Origin of the sequence: Streptomyces sp. HUAS ZL42 (assembly GCF_040782645.1) — a bacterium.
In the GTDB taxonomy this organism is placed as follows: domain Bacteria; phylum Actinomycetota; class Actinomycetes; order Streptomycetales; family Streptomycetaceae; genus Streptomyces.
Genome location: NZ_CP160403.1, coordinates 2447147 through 2464600, shown reverse-complemented (window position 1 = coordinate 2464600; position 17454 = coordinate 2447147). Strand labels below are relative to the sequence as shown.

17 protein-coding genes are annotated in these 17454 nt (G+C 71.6%); 6 read left to right on the top strand and 11 right to left on the bottom strand.

Annotated features, from left to right (window positions below):
• Nucleotides 1-190: 190 nt before the first annotated feature.
• Both ABZO29_RS11395 and ABZO29_RS11390 read right to left on the bottom strand, forming a co-directional pair.
• Nucleotides 191-565, bottom strand: coding sequence for a hypothetical protein (locus tag ABZO29_RS11395; RefSeq protein ID WP_367320047.1), 375 nt, complete (start codon nt 563-565; stop codon nt 191-193).
• Nucleotides 566-591: 26 nt separating this feature from the next.
• The gene (locus tag ABZO29_RS11390; RefSeq protein ID WP_367320046.1) at nt 592-1104 is read right to left on the bottom strand and encodes a hypothetical protein; all 513 of its coding nucleotides are present in this window, start codon (nt 1102-1104) and stop codon (nt 592-594) included.
• Between the two features lie 212 nt (nt 1105-1316).
• On the opposite strand from ABZO29_RS11390, the gene ABZO29_RS11385 reads away from it, so the two are divergent.
• Together ABZO29_RS11385 and ABZO29_RS11380 are read left to right on the top strand one after the other, a co-directional pair.
• Nucleotides 1317-2309 carry a nitroreductase family protein gene (locus ABZO29_RS11385; protein WP_367320045.1) on the top strand — a complete coding sequence of 331 codons (993 nt, stop codon included), beginning with the start codon at nt 1317-1319 and terminating at the stop codon, nt 2307-2309.
• A gap of 124 nt (nt 2310-2433) precedes the next feature.
• A complete protein-coding gene (locus ABZO29_RS11380; RefSeq protein WP_367320044.1) occupies nt 2434-2976 on the top strand; it encodes a DinB family protein in 543 nt (180 codons plus the stop codon).
• A gap of 38 nt (nt 2977-3014) precedes the next feature.
• Here the strand turns inward: ABZO29_RS11380 and ABZO29_RS11375 are convergent, their stop codons facing one another.
• Nucleotides 3015-3947, bottom strand: a complete 933-nt coding sequence (locus ABZO29_RS11375; RefSeq protein WP_367320043.1) for a phytoene/squalene synthase family protein — start codon at nt 3945-3947, stop codon at nt 3015-3017.
• Entirely contained in the window at nt 3944-4648 is a 705-nt protein-coding gene (uppS, locus tag ABZO29_RS11370) for a polyprenyl diphosphate synthase (RefSeq protein ID WP_367320042.1), read from the bottom strand. Before uppS ends, ABZO29_RS11375 begins: the two co-directional genes overlap by 4 nt.
• Before the next feature lie 171 nt (nt 4649-4819).
• Between uppS and ABZO29_RS11365 the strand changes: the two genes are divergently transcribed.
• From ABZO29_RS11365 to ABZO29_RS11355, 3 genes are all read left to right on the top strand, one after another.
• On the top strand, nt 4820-5269 hold the full coding sequence (locus ABZO29_RS11365; RefSeq protein ID WP_367320041.1) for an SRPBCC family protein: 450 nt from the start codon (nt 4820-4822) through the stop codon (nt 5267-5269).
• Nucleotides 5270-5317: 48 nt separating this feature from the next.
• The gene (locus ABZO29_RS11360; protein ID WP_367320040.1) at nt 5318-5992 is read left to right on the top strand and encodes a hypothetical protein; all 675 of its coding nucleotides are present in this window, start codon (nt 5318-5320) and stop codon (nt 5990-5992) included.
• An 87-nt stretch (nt 5993-6079) separates the two neighbouring features.
• Nucleotides 6080-6724: a class I SAM-dependent methyltransferase gene (locus tag ABZO29_RS11355; protein WP_367320039.1), complete on the top strand. Its 645-nt coding sequence runs from the start codon at nt 6080-6082 to the stop codon at nt 6722-6724.
• 76 nt (nt 6725-6800) lie between these two features.
• On the opposite strand, the gene ABZO29_RS11350 is transcribed toward ABZO29_RS11355, so the two are convergent.
• From ABZO29_RS11350 to ABZO29_RS11335, 4 genes are all read right to left on the bottom strand, one after another.
• Entirely contained in the window at nt 6801-7670 is an 870-nt protein-coding gene (locus tag ABZO29_RS11350; RefSeq protein ID WP_367320038.1) for a DUF6544 family protein, read from the bottom strand.
• Nucleotides 7667-8344: a hypothetical protein gene (locus tag ABZO29_RS11345; RefSeq protein ID WP_367320037.1), complete on the bottom strand. Its 678-nt coding sequence runs from the start codon at nt 8342-8344 to the stop codon at nt 7667-7669. The genes ABZO29_RS11350 and ABZO29_RS11345 overlap by 4 nt, the downstream gene beginning before the upstream one ends.
• Complete coding sequence (locus tag ABZO29_RS11340) at nt 8341-9582, bottom strand: hypothetical protein (RefSeq protein ID WP_367320036.1); 1242 nt, start codon at nt 9580-9582, stop codon at nt 8341-8343. Before ABZO29_RS11340 ends, ABZO29_RS11345 begins: the two co-directional genes overlap by 4 nt.
• Nucleotides 9583-9963: 381 nt before the next feature.
• Complete coding sequence (locus tag ABZO29_RS11335) at nt 9964-11124, bottom strand: magnesium and cobalt transport protein CorA (RefSeq protein ID WP_367320035.1); 1161 nt, start codon at nt 11122-11124, stop codon at nt 9964-9966.
• Nucleotides 11125-11288: 164 nt separating this feature from the next.
• On the opposite strand from ABZO29_RS11335, the gene ABZO29_RS11330 reads away from it, so the two are divergent.
• Nucleotides 11289-12395 carry a winged helix DNA-binding domain-containing protein gene (locus tag ABZO29_RS11330; RefSeq protein WP_367320034.1) on the top strand — a complete coding sequence of 369 codons (1107 nt, stop codon included), beginning with the start codon at nt 11289-11291 and terminating at the stop codon, nt 12393-12395.
• 90 nt (nt 12396-12485) lie between these two features.
• On the opposite strand, the gene ABZO29_RS11325 is transcribed toward ABZO29_RS11330, so the two are convergent.
• The 3 genes from ABZO29_RS11325 to ABZO29_RS11315 all read right to left on the bottom strand — a co-directional run bounded on the left by ABZO29_RS11325 (nt 12486) and on the right by ABZO29_RS11315 (nt 17381).
• Nucleotides 12486-13277 carry a trypsin-like serine protease gene (locus ABZO29_RS11325; protein WP_367320033.1) on the bottom strand — a complete coding sequence of 264 codons (792 nt, stop codon included), beginning with the start codon at nt 13275-13277 and terminating at the stop codon, nt 12486-12488.
• A 284-nt stretch (nt 13278-13561) separates the two neighbouring features.
• Complete coding sequence (locus ABZO29_RS11320) at nt 13562-16378, bottom strand: AAA family ATPase (protein ID WP_367320032.1); 2817 nt, start codon at nt 16376-16378, stop codon at nt 13562-13564.
• A gap of 169 nt (nt 16379-16547) precedes the next feature.
• Complete coding sequence (locus ABZO29_RS11315; protein WP_367320031.1) at nt 16548-17381, bottom strand: response regulator transcription factor; 834 nt, start codon at nt 17379-17381, stop codon at nt 16548-16550.
• Nucleotides 17382-17454: the final 73 nt, after the last annotated feature.

The window sequence follows — 17454 nt, the reverse complement described above, 5'->3', positions numbered from 1 at the left end:
CGGGGAGTGCTGCATGAGCATGGAGGCGGCCGCCAGGCCCCTACAAGGTCCGGAACCCAGATCTAACATCCCGCTAAGAAAACAGCGCTGTGCCGGCGAGCAGGCCGCGAAGCGGTCCGAAGAGGGGGCCGCGCAGGACGCCGATGAGCGTCGGCGGCATCCTCATCGCTTTCCCTGCGCGAGTACAGGTCTATGCGAAGAGCTGGAAGAACGGGGGGAAGGTGCCGAGGACTCCGACGGCGATGAGCGCGAGGCTGATGAGCAGGGCACGTACGGTCTCGAACGGCTTGTTGCGCAGTACGGCGTACAGGACCCCCCAGGCCAGCAGCCAGACGACCACGGCCAGGATGGTCTTGCCGGACAGCGGACCGACCGAGTCGCTCCACGCCAGGCCGTCCTGCACCGATGTGTCGGCCTCGGTGAGCGTGGTGAGCACGCCCAGTGCGGTGGCTCCGACGCCCGCGGCGATGATCGCTGCCGAGATCGGCCCCTCCACCTTCTCGCTGAGCGGAAAGTCCTCTTCCGGTCCGCCTCCGGACGGTGTCGCCGCGTTCGTGGGTGCCATGTCCGCGGCCTCCTTTCAGGGCCTGGTCACTGGATGGGTTCGACCTTGGTGATGAAGGCGCCGAATGCCCCGGCCACCGCAGCGAAGACGAAGGCGAGGACGAACAGGGTGATGGTGGTGCGACGGACCCGGTTGTGCCGGATCAGGCCGGGGCCGTAGTACCAGACGATGAAGACGACGGCCGTCGCCAGGATCGGGCTGAGCCAGGCGATGTGCTCCTTCCACTCCATGCCGAACTCGTGCCAGTCCTTCGTGTCGGGGTCGGCGAGCAGCTTCGACCTGGGACTGTCCGGGGTCTTCTCCCGGTACCACGGATAGACGACCCAGGTGCCGGTGATCACGGTCGCCCACGCCGCCACCGCCATGGCGGTGACCCCGAGCCGTACCCGCCGCATCCGCTCCACCACCCCCACTCGCGTCATCAGTGCGGGCTTGAGGCTGTACAGCTCGGCGAGCCCGCCGGCGAAGGCGAGCAGGAAGGCGGCGCCGAGGACCATGCCGTGGACGAGGGTCCACCACTCGCGCTCGGTGAAGTTCACGGCCCATCTCCTGTTCAGCCCTCGGTGGCGACACCGCCGCCGCGCGCCTCACCATGTCGGCGCCGATCGAAAATTGGCAATTTCCAATAAAAGAGATCATTAATGACGTTATCGCACTGATTCGGCGCTGATGCGCGGGCGCGCCGCGACTATCGTGAGGAGAGGCGGGCCACTGTGCGCCATGCCGGCCCATTCCCGGAAGGAGGCCCGCGGTGTCAGCACAACCGCTCGACGCGCAGACCGTGACTGCTCTCGTCGGCGACGCCGCGGCCGCACCGTCCATGTACAACGCGCAGCCGTGGAAATTCCGCTACTTCCGTGCCGCCGGTACCTTCCATGTCCGAGCGGACCCCGAGCGGACCATGCCGCATGCCGATCCCACCAACCGTGCCCTCCACATCGGATGCGGCGCGGCCTTGTTCAACCTGCGCGTCGCCGCCGCTCACGCGGGATGGGAGCCGGCCACCCGGCTGCTGCCCGACCCGGCGGACCCCCAGCTGCTCGCGACGGTGGAGCTGGCCGGTCCCGTACGCCCGGAGACCGAGCTCGCCCCGCTGTACCCGGCCATCCGCCGTCGGCACACCAGCCGCTATCCGTTCTCGGAAGAGGACATACCCCAGGCCGTACAGGACGCTCTCCGCGGCGCGGCCGTGCGGGAAGGCGCGCGCCTGGTTTTTCCCGACGAGTGGCATGTGGAGTCGGTGCTGGATCTGGTCCACGACGCCGAGGGACGCGACTCGCTGGACCCGAGCCAGCTCGAGGACCTCGTGCGCTGGACCCGTATCGGCCCTGATGCCGCCGCCACGGCGTCCGACGGAATCCCCGACTATGCCTTCGGCCCGCGCAAGCGGGACGGAAAGGCTCCTGTGCGCGACTTCGCGGGCAGGCGTCCCGTGCCTGGCCGCGAGGTGGCCACGTTCGAGAACAAACCCCACCTGGCCCTGCTGGGCAGCAGCGGCGACCGGCCGGAGGACTGGCTGACGGCGGGGCAGGCAATGGAGCGCGTCCTGCTCGAAGCGACCCTGGACGGGCTGGCGACCTCGCTCACGTCCCACGCCCTGGAATGGCCGGAACTCCGCTGGGTCGTACGCGACCCGCAGTCGGCGATGGGGTACGTGCAGATGGTGTTGCGTCTGGGATACGGCGAGCACGGCCCGGTGACGCCGCGTCGTCCAGTGGCAGACGTACTCGACCTTGAACCGTAGGGGGCGGTTCGGCGTTGTTCCTGAGGCGCATCCGGCCCAGGGGCCGGTGGTGCGAGGATCATCGTTCTCCGGGGGCGTCCGGCCGCAGCCGGAATGGAGAGACGAGCGGGACGGGGTGGCAGTCATGGGTGAGCGGGGCCAGCTGGACCGGCAGGCCGTCCACGCGGAATTGGAGCGCGTTCGGGCCGACTTCCACCGCCTGCTCGCGGAGGCGAGCGCCGCCGATCTGCGCCGTTCGACGGATGGGACGCGGTGGACCAACGAGCAGCTGCTGTTCCACATGCTCTTCGGCTACATGCTCATCCGCGTGCTCCTGCGCCTGCTGGGGGTCTTCGCCGGGCTGCCGCGCTCCGTCGGCGGGACCTTCGCTCGTGTGCTGGACGCTGCGGCCAGCCCGTTCCATGTCATCAACTACGTCAGCTCCGTGTTCGGCACGCTGTACTACAACCACCGCCGTATGGGCGCGAAGATGGACCGCACGGTCGCTGCCCTGCATCGGCGCCTGGACCGTGAGAGCACGGCCTCCCTCGGGCGCGGCATGCACTACCCGCCCCGCTGGGACCCCTTCTTCCGCGACTGGATGACCCGCGCGGATCTCTACCGATATCCCACCCAGCACTACGACTTCCACCGCGCCCAGCTCACCCTGGGCCCTGCGCCGGACTGAGCTCTCGCTGGCCTTGCTCAGTCCCCACGGTCCGCGCATCAGCTCGGCATTCGCCTTCCCGGGCCCGGCTGCGTCAGCAGCTCGGCCAGCATGGTGCGGAGCATGGTGGCGCGGTGGAAGCCGACCGGCCGGTGGAGGACGCGGGTACGGGAGTTGCGGATGTCGTTGAGTTGTCGTTCCTGCAGGGTGAGCAGCGAGCGGGCGGCGACCAACTGGCCCGGGTCGCACACCTCCAGCACCGCGCGTGCTTCCTCGAGGGCGGTATGGGCGCGGTCGCACATGTCCTGCAGCAGAGCGTGTACGGCAGGCGTGTCCCGGCCCTGTTCGAGATCGGAGCGGGCCACGGCGTGCTCCGTGAGCGCGTCGGCGGGCAGACACAGGCGTCCGGCTTCCAGGTCTGCCCGCAGATCGTTGAGGAAGTCCAGGCGTTGCGCGAACTCGGCGTAGGCCCGCCAGGTGCGAGCCGCTTCGTCGCTGGGGCCGCCCTGGTACTGGAGACCTGCCGAGCACATCAGCAGGGGCCAGGTGTAGCGGTCCACGTACTGGCCGAACTCCGCCTCGTCGGCGAAGCCCGCGAAGTCGGGCTCCAGCTCGGCGGCGTCCAGCAGGCGCAGTATCCACGACGTGCACAGCCCCCGTACCGTCACGGAGTGCACGAAGGCCCGCACGATCGGATAGGGGCACGAGTCGTCGTGGACTCCGCGTCGCGCTTGGGCCAGCCAGTCCGCGCGTCGCGCTCGAGCGTCCGGACTGTTGCCCGCGTCGGCGAGGTCGTCGGTGTGGTTGGCGAATGCGAGCCCGGCCAGCAGGTGCGGCTGCAGGGCCGGCGGGGCCAGGACACGGACGCCGACGTACGGTCCGGTATCGCGGTCACGGATGAACTTCGCGCACCGGGCGTAGTCGAGGCGCAGCCGCTCGTCGCCGATGTCAGCGGCCTCGAGGGCCGTCCGCCATGTGGCGAGCGTGGTCATCGTGCGGTCACCTTCCCGAAGCGGCGCGAGCGGTGGCGGTAGGTCTCGATGGCCTCCCGGAACTTCTCCGGTGTCATGTCGGGCCACAGATCGGGAAGAAACACGAGCTCCGCGTAGGCCACCTGCCACAGCAGGAAGCCCGACAGGCGCATCTCGCCGGAGGTACGGATCAGCAGATCCACCGGAGGCATGTCGGGATGGGGCAGGTGCGCCGCAAGGGTCCGCTCGGTGATCTGACCGGCCGGAACACCGGCGGCGACGATGGAGCGGACCGCGTGCGTGATGTCGCTGTGCCCGCCGTGGTTCAGGGCCACCGTGACCGTCATGCCCGTGTTCGAGGCCGTCAACGCGGCGGAGCGGGCCATCGCGGACCGCAGGGACTGCGGCACCTGGTCGTGCGGCTGCCCCAGGTAGCGGATGCGGATACCCCGGCGGTGCCAGTTTTCGAGGTTGGTGTCGATGAACTTCTCGATGGACCGCATGATCACGGCGATCTCGGCTGCCGGCCGCGCCCAGTTCTCCGTGGAGAACACGTACATGGACAGCCATTCGAGTCCCATGTCGTCGGCTGTCTCGACGATCCGCCGGGCGGGGTCGGCGCCGTGGCTGTGACCGTCACGCCGCACCAGACCACGCGCTTCGGCCCATCTGCCGTTCCCGTCCAGGATGCACGCCACATGGCTTGGATCAGTGGATTTCATACGAGATGACCTTTGCATCCTGAGGCGGCGTCATCTCCATGGATAAGTGGTGCAAGGGGTCCAGGCCATTCCGCAGGGGCCAGCCGTGCGACAGCGGCTGAGAAGCCGCTCGCCTGGCTTGCCGAGCGAGCCGGTGAGATCATTTCCATGAGCCTGCAGAGAGGGCCAAGAATGTCCGCGATCAGGGAAACCGTTGACATCGATCGCAGCCCCGAGGAGGTCTTCTCCTACATCACCGACCCCTCCCACATGCCGGAATGGCAGCAGAGTGCCGTATCCGCACACCGGGTGGGCGGCGCCCCGATGAGCGTGGGCTCCCGGGTCAAGGCGACGTGGCAGCTGGGCCGCCTCCAGTTCCCGATGACCATGGAGGTCACCGAGTTCGATCCCCCGAGAAGCTGGCGTCTGCGCGGTGTCGAGGGCCCCGCCCGAGGAGAGGTCCACGGAACGATCGAGCCGCTTGACGACGGCGCGCGCTCACGCCTGACGATCGACCTCGACTTCGAGTCCTATGGGCTGGGCAGGGCTCTCGTGCCCCTGGTGCTCCGCCCACGGGCTCGCAAGGAACTGCCGCACGACGAGCAAACGCTCAAGAACCTTCTGGAGCAGGGCGCCGCGTGAAGCGGTCTTGCGGTGGTAGGACCGAAACGGAACTGCGACGCTGAAGACATGCACAAGCACCGGCTCGGGGCCGGGCGACGCTCGTTCGGCGTGGCGGCCGCCGCGCTGGCCCTGTACGGCGTCTTCCTTCGGCCGCGGGTGCTGACCTGGGGCGCGACCCACGAGGAAGCCCGCGACTTCCCCGGCGACGAGCTCATCCCCGATGCCGACGGCTCCTCGACCATGGCCACGACCCTGCCGGCGCCGCCCGAAGCGGTCTGGCCCTGGCTGGCACAGATGGGCTGCAACCGCGGCGGCTGGTACAGCTGGGACCGCCTGGACAACGGCGGACACCCGAGCGCACAACGCATCGTCCCCGAGTGGCAGCACCTGGAGCCGGGCCAGCACCTGGACTCCCTGCCGAGCGGTGATGCCTGGTTCACCGTCGCGGTCGTCGAACCGGAACGGACACTGGTGCTGCGCTCACAGACGACCCTCCCGTCCGGGCGCCCCTTCGACGGGTCGGCCGGGCCGCCACCCAGGGCGTACATCGACTCGATCTGGGGCTTCCACCTCCGGCCGCAGCCCGGCGGCAGGACCCGGCTGATCGTCCGCGCGCGGGCCCGCAGTCGCCCGCGTCCCCTCACCCGGCCCATGGATGTGCTGTTCTGGGAACCCGCTCACCTGATCATGCAGACCCGCCAGTTCCACAACCTGTGCACGCGCGTCAGTGCGACGGCATGAAGTCAGGGAGGGTGAGGTCGTTCAGGACTGCGTGCCTTTCCGGCGTCCAAGGCGTCGCAGCCGACTCGCAGCCATTGAGGAGGGCGCATGTCCACCACCGGCCGCAAGGAACTGCAGCACCCGCGTTTCGCACGTCAGTATCTGAGGATTGCCGGCGAGGCCGACCGGCGCGGCGGCGCCGCACACCGCGACCGGTTGCTCGCCGGACTGACGGGCCGTGTGCTGGAGGTGGGTGCAGGGCAGGGCCGCAACTTCCCGCACTACCCCGGCACCGTGACCGAGGTGGTGGCGCTCGAACCCGACGACACCCTGCGCGCCGTCGCCGAGCAGACTGCAGCCTCGGCACCGGTGCGGGTCACGGTCGTGGCCGGTGAGGCCGCCGAACTGCCTGGTGAGGAAGGCGAGTTCGACGCCGTCGTGGCCTCGCTCGTGCTGTGCTCGGTGGACCAGGTGCCCGAGGTGCTGGCGGAGATGGCCCGCGTGCTGCGGCCCGGCGGCGAGCTGCGCTTCTATGAGCACGTGCGCTCGCCCCGCCGCTGGGCAGGCCGGCTGGAGGACGCGATCACTCCGCTGTGGAGCCGGGCCGCAGGCGGCTGCCACCCCAACCGGGACACCGAAGCCGCCATCCGCCTCGCGGGATTCACCGTGACCGGCATCGACCGGTTCGGTTTCTCTCCGGCCGCGCTCATGCCGAAGACGCTGCACATCGTGGGCACCGCCGTACGGCCCTGACATGCGTGCCGCAGCGCCGGCGAGGGCGGCGGCCTGGCGGGCGATGCCGGCCACTCGGCGCCGTGCGGGATCTTCGTCATGCTGATCTGCGAGAGCAGCCGGGTGCGATGTTGTAGGCCAGGCTGCCGGGCACGAACCGTCCCTCGATGTAGGGGAACGGCCCGTCAGGCAGGTCGTAGACGGCTGTGGCCGGGCCGGGCAGCGGCCGCCGACCGGGGACGATGTCCCAACGTGTCACCGGTGTCCTCCAGGGAGCCAGGACCAGGCCGCCGGGCAGCGTGGCGTAGCGGTCGGCGTGGAAGTCGACGGGCGCGCCGCGCTGATCGAGAAACACCCGTGCCGTCACGGCATGCGCTCCCTCGGTGAGGGTTACGTCGAACGCGTGGTCATCGACCTGCGCCCAGGATGTGGCCGGGCCCAGGAGCATCGAGGGGGCGAGTAGGACGGCGTCGTTGAGGTAGGTGATCAGCTCGCTGATGTCGAACTCCTCTCCGCTGCCGTCCGAGACGGGGATACGGCCCATCAGCTTGACGAGCAGCCGCCCGTGGCCGCGGACGTAGGTGTCGTGGCCGAGCACCGGTATCAGGTGTGCGAAGCGGATCCGCATGGCGAAGAGGCGGGCGATCTCGACCGCGGAGTTGTACTGCCATGCCTCCGCGGCCGCCCAGCGGGCGCCGGGCCGCAGGCGGAAACGGCCGACGAAGCGAGCCCGGAACGACCAGATGCGGGGCCTGCCGACGATGTCCATGAACCGCAGGTAGCGTTGCACGGCGTCCGGCAGTCCGGCCAGGTCGGCGTCGGTCAGCACCGCCGCGGGAGGGTGTCCGGAGGGCAGCCCTGCGGCGGCGACCTCCTCCATCAGCGCGGTGTACAGGCGGTCTTTTTTCGGCTCAGGCGGGTGCCCCGCATGGCGGTCCCGGCTCGCGCCCCCGCGTGCGCCGCTCATCGGGCGGCTTCCATGGGTCGGTGCCGGCGGCGGATCGCCACCGCGCCGGCGGCGAGGGCCAGGGCGGCGGTGAGCGGAGTGACGGCGGTCCACCAGGTGAGCGTGGCGAAGGGCAGCGCCCCGAGCAGCAGGACCGTGGCCGCGAGGGGCACGGAGCGGGCCGCGATCCATGGCGCGGCCGTCACGGCGAGTCCGCCGAAGAGTCCCAGCCACAGCAGGAGCGGTCGGTCGGCGGTCGCGGCAACGAGCATCAGGCAGGCCCCCAGGATGCCGGTGAGGACCGCCGGCCAGGCGCGGCGGACGGCGCGGGCCACGCCTGCGGGGGCGGCGCCGATCCCGGAGGCCGCGGCGGCCAGGAGCAGGACACCGGGCAGCCACCACAGGCGCCCGACGGTGGAGAAGCCCACCAGGCCCGCCACCAGCTCGGCGCCCGCGACCGCGGTCCGGATCCCGGCGTTCGGCGGCCGGATCGCCCGCAACCGGACCAGGGCCGCCGCGCAGGCAAGGCTGGACAGGCCGATGGTCAGCAGGCCCAGCGGGACCGGATCGGCCTTGCTCCCGGCCCAGGCCCCCAACTGCGGGCCCGCGGCGGCCTGGACGATGCCGGCCGCCACACCGAGCCCGCCGCCGAGCAGCCCCGACCATGCGGCGTACCGCTCCGAGCGGGCGCTCACAGGATCACCTCGGAGGCCGGTCGGCGCGGCGACAGCCGCCCGGAGCGTACGGGGTGGCCGAGCCGGAAGGCGACCAGGGTCTGTCGGCCGCCCGGATCAGCGACCAGCGCGGCCAGCCGCGGGCCGAACTCCGGCTTGCGGCCCAGACCGAGGTCGCGGTCGATGCGCTCGGTGATCTGGTTCATGTGCTGCAGTGCCAGGCCCCGTGCGGTGACGGCGAGATGGATCCGCTGCAGCAGCCGCCCGCCGGCAAGTTGCTGCGCCGCATCGTGCGGGTCGGCCACCAGGAGCACCCCGTAGGCGGCGGCCGTCCTGGTGTGCACGGTGCGTGTCTGCTTCACCCAGAACGTGTCGCCCGAAGCGCGGGAGGTGGCGGGCAGGAGCTTGCCGACGGCGGTCATCAGGGGGCTCAGGCCCTGTCCGTCGAGGGTCAGGCCGTCCCGGTGGCGCTCGATCGCGTCCGCGTCGCCGCGGAACCACCGGAAGCCGTCCTTCGACTGCCCCTCGTCCGCGATCACCGCCCGCGCGGCCTCGACCATCAGTATCCCCATGTCCCGCTTGGCCCGGGTAGTCGTCAGCCAGACCGCCGTGACGGTTCCCGAGCCGTCGGCGAGGGCGGCCAGCTCGTCCAGGAAGCCGTCCGGCAGAGGCTCTGCGGTGTACGGGCCGCGATTGCTGCGGCGCTCGCTGATCGCGTCGTACAGCGCGGAGTGCCGCGCTGGGCCTGCGGCCAGCTCGACGCGGGCGACCAGCCGCGGCTCGGACGGATCGGGCAGCAGGCCGACCCGGGGCTCATAGCCACGCGCCCGGGCCGCCAGGACGAGGTTCTCCAGCGCGCAGCCGAGCCCGACCCGCATCTCCCGGCCGTACGGATCGGGGGCGGTCATGCGCCGCGCCGGATCGGCCACCAGATCGATCCTGGTGTCGCTCACCCGGAAGATCCATGGCTGGGTGTTGTGCGGGCTGGCGGCGAGCACCGCCGCGGCCACCATGCCGCGTGGGCCGGGCTCGTCGCGCCAGTGCCGCCAGGCGTCGAAGGCCGTCCCGTCCGTCGGGCCGAGCAGCTGATTGTCGTACGCCCGGTAGGAGACGGCTGCCGTGCCGGCCACCGCGATCGTGAGCACGCCCATGCCGGTTCCCTTGAGCAGTCCGCGTCTGGAGACCCCGTTCTCCCGCGTCTCGTCGGCCGGATCGCTCCGGCGGACGGCGGCATGGGTCCTGTGGATGCTGCGCGTCATGGTGGTCCTCCCGAGCGGCGCCGGGTCCCTTACCGCCGAGCGGAATCCACGTCGGCATACTCACACTCGCCGCCACGGGAACCCGGCGACAGAGCCGGACGGCCCGGCGAGAGGGCCACCAGACCCCACCCGCGCCGCGCCTTCATCGCGTTCGACATGGATGACACGCTCGTCGACACCGAGCGGCCGTGGTGGCGAGCGCACCGAGCCGGCGCCCGACCCGTACCTGGTCGCCTGCCGCGCCCTCGGCGTCGACCCGGCGGGCTGCGTCGCCGTCGAGGACCGCACCGGCGTCACCTCTGCCGAAGCCGCTGCGGCCGCATCCTCGGAGCTTCGTGGCCCCGGCGGGTCCTGCAGAGCGGTCGCTCACACGGTGATTGCTCAGAGCCAGTCCCGCCGCTTGAAGATGACATACAAACTGGTACAGACAATCGCCATCAGGGCGATCGCGAAGGGGTACCCGAAGCTCCAGCGCAACTCCGGCATGTGCTCGAAGTTCATCCCGTAGATCGTCCCGACCAGCGTGGGAGCAAAGAGAATCGCCGCCCAGCTCGAGATCTTCTTGATCTCCTCGTTCTGCTCGAACCCCGCCTCCGCCAGCGCCCGCATCTCCGCGTTCTGTTCCTGGGTGACCAGGGTCGCGTTCACCGTCAGGATGTCCGTGAGGGCCTGGCGGAAGCCGTCGACGCGTTCGCTGGTGTGGGTGACGTGGTCCGCCACGTCCCGGAGATACCGCTGGAGTTCCTCGTCCGTGCCGTACTTCGCGAAGCCAGCCATCAGGCCGTGCAGCATGCCGACCAAGGGGCGGGTGGCACGCTGGAACTCGACCATTTCGCGGGAGAGTTCGTAGATGCGGCGGGAGACTTCGGGGTCGCCGCGGAAGACCTCCGTCTCGATCTCGTCGATGTCGTTCTGGACGCCCGCGACGACGGGTTCGTAGCCGTCGACCACCGCGTCGAGGATGGCGTACAGGACCGCCTCCGGGCCCAGTTTCAGCAACTCCGGCGTCTCCTCCATACGGCGGCGGACCGCCGAGAGATCCGGGGCCGCGCCATGGCGGACCGTGATCACGAAGTCGGGCCCGACGAAGACGTGCAGCTCTCCGAAGTCGACCTCCTCGGGGGCGTCGAGATACCGGGCCGCCCGCAGAACGACGAACAGCGTGTCGCCGTAGCGCTCCAGCTTCGGGCGCTGGTGTGCCTCCATCGCGTCCTCGACCGACAGCGGATGCAGGTCGAACTCCTCGGCCAGCGAGAGGAGTTCACGCTCGGTCGGGCGGGCCAGGCCGATCCACGCCATGCCGGACGGTTCCTCGCGCAGCTCGCGGAAGGTGTCGGCGAGGGTGGCGGGGGAGGAGACGCGGACGCCGTCGCGGTACAGGGCCGCCTGGACGACGCTGACCACCTCGATCTGTTCGGGCGCGGGTGGCTCGGCGCGCGGCGCCGGGTTCGTCGCCGCGGGCGGCTGCGGCGGGGGCAGGGCGCGGCGCCAGACGGATTTCCGGAGGTTCTTCGAGAGTGGGCGGGCGCGTCGCTCGGCCATTGCGGCTGCCTCTCGACTCAGGCCTGCGTCGGGTGATCACGGAGCGGGAACTGTGATCACGGAGCAGGATATCCGGGTCAAAAGACATGGGAAGCGGTGCCGGTCCGGGATTCGGTGAGAGTTGCGGACCGAAGGTGTCCGCAAGCCTCGCTAGCGTGCTCGGCATGACGAAGACGACGTCCGCGACGGCCCCCGTGCTCGGAACCCGCGCCCTCAACCGCGCGACCCTCGACCGGCAGCTCCTGCTGCGCCGCTCGCCGCTGTCGGCCAAGGCGGCGGTGGAGCACCTCCTCGGCCTCCAGGCGCAGAACGTCAAGCCGCCGTACTACGCGCTCGCCGCCCGTCTCGACGGCTTCACGCCCGGGGAGCTGTCCGGTCTCATGGCCGACCGCGAGGTCGTGCGTATCGTCACCATGCGTTCGACCATCCACACCCACACCGCCGACGACTGCCTCACCCTGCGGCCGCTGGTGCAGGCCGCACGCGACCGCGAACTCACCAACTTCCGCAAGGGACTGCAGGGCGTCGACCTCGACCGGCTCGCCGCGCTCGCCCGTGACCTCGTCGAGGCGGAGCCGCGTACCATGAAGCAGCTGCGCGAAGCCCTGCTCGCCGAGTGGCCGGACGCCGACCCGCAGGCCCTCGGCATCGCCGCCCGCTGCAGGCTCCCGCTCGTCCAGGTCACTCCGCGCGGACTGTGGGGGAGGAGCGGCCAGGTCGCCCTCACCACCGCCGAGCACTGGCTGGGCCGCCCCGCCGAGCCGGCCCCGGCACCCGAGGACGTCGTACTGCGCTATCTCGCCGCCTTCGGCCCCGCCTCGGTCAAGGACATGCAGACCTGGGCCGGCCTGACCCGTCTGCGTGACGCCTTCGAGCGGCTGCGGCCGCGGCTGGTCACCTTCCGGGACGGCAACGGCGTCGAACTCTTCGACCTCCCCGACGCCCCGCGCCCCGACCCCGACACACCGGCCCCGCCTCGTTTCCTGCCCGAGTTCGACAACCTGCTCCTCTCCCACGCCGACCGCACCCGTGTGGTGCCGGCGGAGTACTGGGGCCGCAGCTGGCTGGGCAACCAGGTCTACTGCACGTTCCTCGTGGACGGTTTCCTGGCGGGCGTATGGAAACTGGACGAGGACGCGCTCCTCATCGAGCCCTTCGGCCGGCTCACCAGGGCCCAGCGGGAGGAGCTGACCGCCGAGGGAGCGCGGATGCTGGCGGCGATGCACAAGGAGTCGTCGTACGACATCCGCTTCGCAGCCGTGGTCCGGTAGCGGACATGGAGAGGGGGCGCTGCGGGCCGCTCGTGGAGGCTCGCAGCGCCCCCTGGTATTTACCTGAGGGGTGCTCAGGAGTTCATGGGGTTACGAGTTGACCTGTGCGGTCACCAGGCTGGAGAAGGTGGTCAGCCGGGTGTAGACACCCGGGTAACCGGCCTCCGCGCAGCCCTCGCCCCAAGAAGTGATCCCTGCCAGGACGCCCCCGATGAGCAGGGGACCGCCGCTGTCGCCCTGGCAGGTGTCTACGCCGCCGGAGGAGTATCCGGCGCAAACCATGTCGGTCTGGACGAAGTCCGAACCGTACGAGCTGCGGCAGCTGGAGTCGGACACGATCGGGACGGTCGCGGTCCGCAGCTGGTTGGAGGAGCTGCCGTTCTCGGAAGTCGTGCCCCAGCCGAGGATGCGCGCGGTGGTGCCGGCCGCGTACACACCGGTCTGGGAGGAGGAGACGTACGACGCCGGGGTGTACGGCATCGACGTCGACAGCGTCAGGACGGCCACGTCGTCGCCGTTGGTGGCGTCCGTGTAGCTCGGGTTGATCCAGATCTTGCTGACCCGGCTGACCGTACCGTTCGTACCGCTCAGGTAGGTGCGGCCGCCGACGACTCGGACGCTGCTGGTGGTCTCGCCGACCATGCAGTGCGCGGCGGTGACCACCTTGGTCGCCGAGACGAGGGTGCCGCCGCAGAACTGGTTCTGTGAGGCGTCGGTGATCTGCATCATGAACGGGTACGTCGTCGTGGTGGTCGTCGTGCCGCCGACGATCGGCTGCGGCGCGGCGACGGCGCTGGGGGCGCTGAGCAGCGCGGTGGCGGCTGCTGCAGCGGTCGCCGCGACGACGACGGCGGTCTTTCTTGCGCGGTTGAGCCCGAACATGAGTCTCCTCAGTGGGGGTTGCCGGTGGGGGGTCGCGCGGGTGTGGGGGGTGGTGCAACGGGGGTCGCGGGACCGACCCCCGTATGCCCGGGCGAGCGGCACGCCCCAAAGCTATGACCCGGCACACCGTCTTCCCAATGAGGGAACCCCCTAGGGGAGTTGGGGCAGGGAAAACCCTCGGTCGCCCCACAGAGACCTCACCGAGCCCGCTGAGGCTCCCCCGGCGAACCCGCGAAGGCTCCCGCAGCCGGCCGGCCCGTCCAGGCAGTAAACCCGCGCCCACCTCACTTCGCGTGGCGCCCCGCCGCCAGTCGGACGATGTCCACCCGCGAGCGGATCCCCAGTTTGCGGTAGACCCGGGTCAGCGTCGCCTCGACCGTCTTGACGCTGATGAACAGCCGCGCGGCTATCTCCCGGTTGGTCGCGCCCTCCATGACGAGCGCGGCCACCTGACGCTCCATCGACGCCAGCCCCTCCAGCGCGTCGAGGGTGGTGTCCTGCGCGACGGGGACGGGCGGCTTTGCCGGACCGGCCGCGGCGGCGGTGTCGACCTGGCGCAGCCACGGCATCGCCCGGCACCGCCGGAACAGCCGCGCCGCCTCGTCGTACGACGTCGGTCCGGGCCGCCCGGTGCGCAGCCGGGCCAGCTCGAACGCGGCCCGCGCCTCCTCCAGGCCGTATCCCAGCTTCGCCAGCCGGTCCTGAACCGACGTCAGCTGGGCGAGGGCGGCATCCAGGTCGCCGCGGGCGGCGCGCACCAGCGCCTCCGCCCGGTCCAGTACGGCCAGCACGCTCTCCCGGCCGAGCCGCAGCGCGTGCTCTCGGGTCACGTCGATCACGTCCTGCGCCTCGCCCGGCTCCCCGATCCGCACCAGGGCCTCGGCGAGGTCGCCCTGCCAGCGGCCGCGCGCCGGGTCCGTGATGCCGAGCCCCTGCTCCAGCTCCCGCACCCGGCGCAGCGACCGGACGGTGCCCGCCGCGTCCCCGGCCACCAGCTGGGCGTACCCGAGGGCGGCCAGGGCGCGGGAGAGATACATCTGGTCGCCGTCCTCCTCCGCGCGGTCCGCCGCCTCCCGGGCCAGCGTGAGCGCCCGGTCGACGTCCCCGCCGGAGGCCTCCGCGAGGGAGGTGAGCATGGCCGAGGCTCCCAGGCCGATGCTGGAGTCCCGGGCCAGCCGCAGACTCTCGCGGGCCAGGTCCAGCGCCCGGCCGCAGTGCCCGGAGCGCAGCTCGGTGTCGGCGAGGAAGCGCTGGAAGTGGACCTCGCTCTCGACCATGCCGCGCCGCTGGACCTCGCGCAGCAGCGCTGTGATCGTCGTGCGGGCCTCGGGCAGCTGGTCGCTCATCAGCAGCCAGCGGAACCGGGCGGCGCCTGCGCCGTTGTGGTGGCACGCCACGTACGGGTCCTGCGGCTCCTTCAGCGCCCGCTTGATGGTCGCGGGGGCGTCCGGGTGGCCCATCAGGATCTCGATGGAGGCCTGGAAGGAGAGCGCCATCAGCTCGGTGCGCCGGTCCTCGCCCCGTGCGGCGAGCTCCGCCGCGTGCGCGGCCTCCTGCCGGGCCTCGGCGAAGTCGCCCTCGACGACCAGACCGCGCCAGGCCAGCTGGTAGTGGACCAGGGCGAGCAGCCGCGGATCGTCGCCCGCGTCGGCCAGCACCTTCGGGAAGACGGCGTCGACGTCGCCGAGGGCCTGACCGGCCGCCTCGATCACCACCATCCAGGCCCGCACCCGTTCCGCGGGGACCGTGGCCCGGGTCAGCACCTCGTGCGCGATGTCCCGGGCGAGATCCACCTCGCCGGCGGTGATCGCGTCCTCCGCGGCCAGCAGCCGCCGCTCGTCCGGGCCCGGTGCGCCGTCGGCCGGGGTGTGCCGGGCCGCGAGCAGCCCGAGCGAGGCGGCCACCGACGGGGCGCCGCGGTCCCGGGCCAGCGCGGCGGCCTCGGAGAGCCGGGCGGCCACGTCCGGATCGGTGCCGGTGGTCGCCAGCGCGAGGTGCCGGGCCCGCTCGATCGGGTCCGAGGCGGCCGTGGACAGCGCGGCGTGCGCGGCGCGCCGGTCCTGCGCGGGCGCCTCCGCGTACAGAGCCGCCGAGATCAGCGGGTGCGCGAACCGTACGGCCGGGCCCTCCGGCTCGGTCGCCAGCAGCCCGAGCGCCGCGGCCTGGGCCGTCTCCGCCTCGGCGTTCTCGCGGCCGGCCGCGTGCAGCAGCGCCAGGGTGGGGCGCGCGCCGGCGCTGGCGACGAGGAGTGTGCGGCGGGCCTCGGCCGAGAGCATGTCGAGCCGGCTGAGCACCAGGGCCCGCAGCGAGGTCGGCACGGGCAGCGGCTCGCCGGGCCGGGGCGGGGTGGGGTTCTCGCCGAGGGCGCGGCCCAGTTCCAGCGCGAAGAGGGGGTTGCCGCCGCTGGTGCGGTGGATCTCGCGGACCGTGGAGCGCGGCAGGTCGGTGTAGCCGCGGTGGTCCAGCAGGGTGGAGACCTGGGCGCGGGAGAGCGGGTTGAGGCGGACGGCGAGGGTGTCCGGCGGGGACGCGCGTAGATGGCGGTCGTACTCCTGGCCCTCGGTCCGGACCGCGCACAGCATCTGCACGGGGGTGTCGCCCAGGCGGCGGGCCGCGAAGCCGAGGAGTTCCGCGCTGGCCGAGTCCAGCCACTGCAGATCGTCAGCGACGACCAGGACGGGGCCCTCGGCGGCGAGCGCGCGCAGCGCCGACAGCACCGCGAGGCGCAGGGCGAGGCCGTCGCGCTGGAGGGTGGATTCGCCGCGGCCGGTGAGGGCGGACTCCAGGGCGGTGCGCTGGGCCGCGGGCAGCCGGTCGGAGATCTCCGGGAGGACCAGGCCGAAGAGGTCGGCGAGCGCCAGGAAGGGGAGGTGGGATTCGGACTCGGTCGCCGAGCAGCGCAACACGGTTCGTGCCGCCTCGCCGTAATCCGCGGCCAATGCCCGCAGCACGGTCGACTTTCCTATTCCGGCCGGGCCGTGGAGCAGCACACTGCCGCCACCGGCCAGCTGGTCGCGGGCCGCCGTGACCAGTTCGTCCCTGCCGATGACCAGGTCGGGGCGGCCTCTGGCAGGCTCCGTGAAGTCCCGTCGCACGGTCACCGCTCCCCTCCGTGTGTCGTGTCCGAGCCAAATTCTAGGCAACAACTCCTTGAAATTCGGACGGACGCGGTGGTGAGGGATATAACAACACGGCGGCGGACAGACTGAAGCATAGGTAAATTCAGTACATCGTTGAATGAATAAGTCCTGTACGGACCGGCTCGCTCGGCTACGGCAGCACCCCCGCCCGGCGGGCCGCCACAACGGCCTCCCCACGGGTGTGCGCGCCCAGCTTGCGCATGGCCGACCGCAGGTAACCCTTCACCGTCTCCGCCCTGAGGCCCAGCCGCTCGGCGGTCACCGCGTTCGTCGCGCCCGCGGCCACGCAGGCCAGCACGTCCACCTCGCGAGGCGCGAGGCCCACCTGCTCCTTCGGCGCCTCCGCGGCCAGCAGCCCGCACGCCGCCAGCAACTCCGAGCGCACCACCGGGTCGGTGATCCGCGGGGCCAGTGCGCGCAGCGCCGCGTGGGCCTCGCGGACCTGCTCCCAGGCAGCGGCCGCGTCGGCGTCCCGGGCGGGCTCCGGGCGGGCCGCCGCCATCAGGTCGCGTGCCTCGTCCCGTACCACCAGTGCCTGCTCCACGTCGCGTGCGGCCGCCACGGCCGCGCTCAGCGTCCGGTCGCCCAGCGGCTGGGCCGTGCGCAGGGCGCCGTACAGCACGCCCCGGACCCGCCGTCGTACGACGACCGGCACCGCGAGGATCGAGCGCAGTCCCTCCTGGGCGACGGCGGCGTCGTACTCGTGGCTGATCTGCAGCGACGAGGAGTAGTCCGTCACCGCGCAGGGGCGGGCCAGGGCCACCGCCTTCCCGCCCAGGCCGTTGCCGGAGGTCACCGCGAGCGCGCTGAGCGCGGGCGTCGCCGTACCGATCAGTTCGCTGATGCGCATCCGCTGCCGCCCCGGCTCCACCAACCCGCCGAAGGCGACGGGAAGCCCGGTCGTGCGGCGCAGCCGCACCAGTGCACCGCGTATCTCCACCCCACCGCCCGTGTCCGCTGTCACCCGCTCGCCCCTTCGTTGCGGCTGCCTCGGGACCCACACCCCCGTTCGGGGGTAGTGAGACCTGCATCACGGA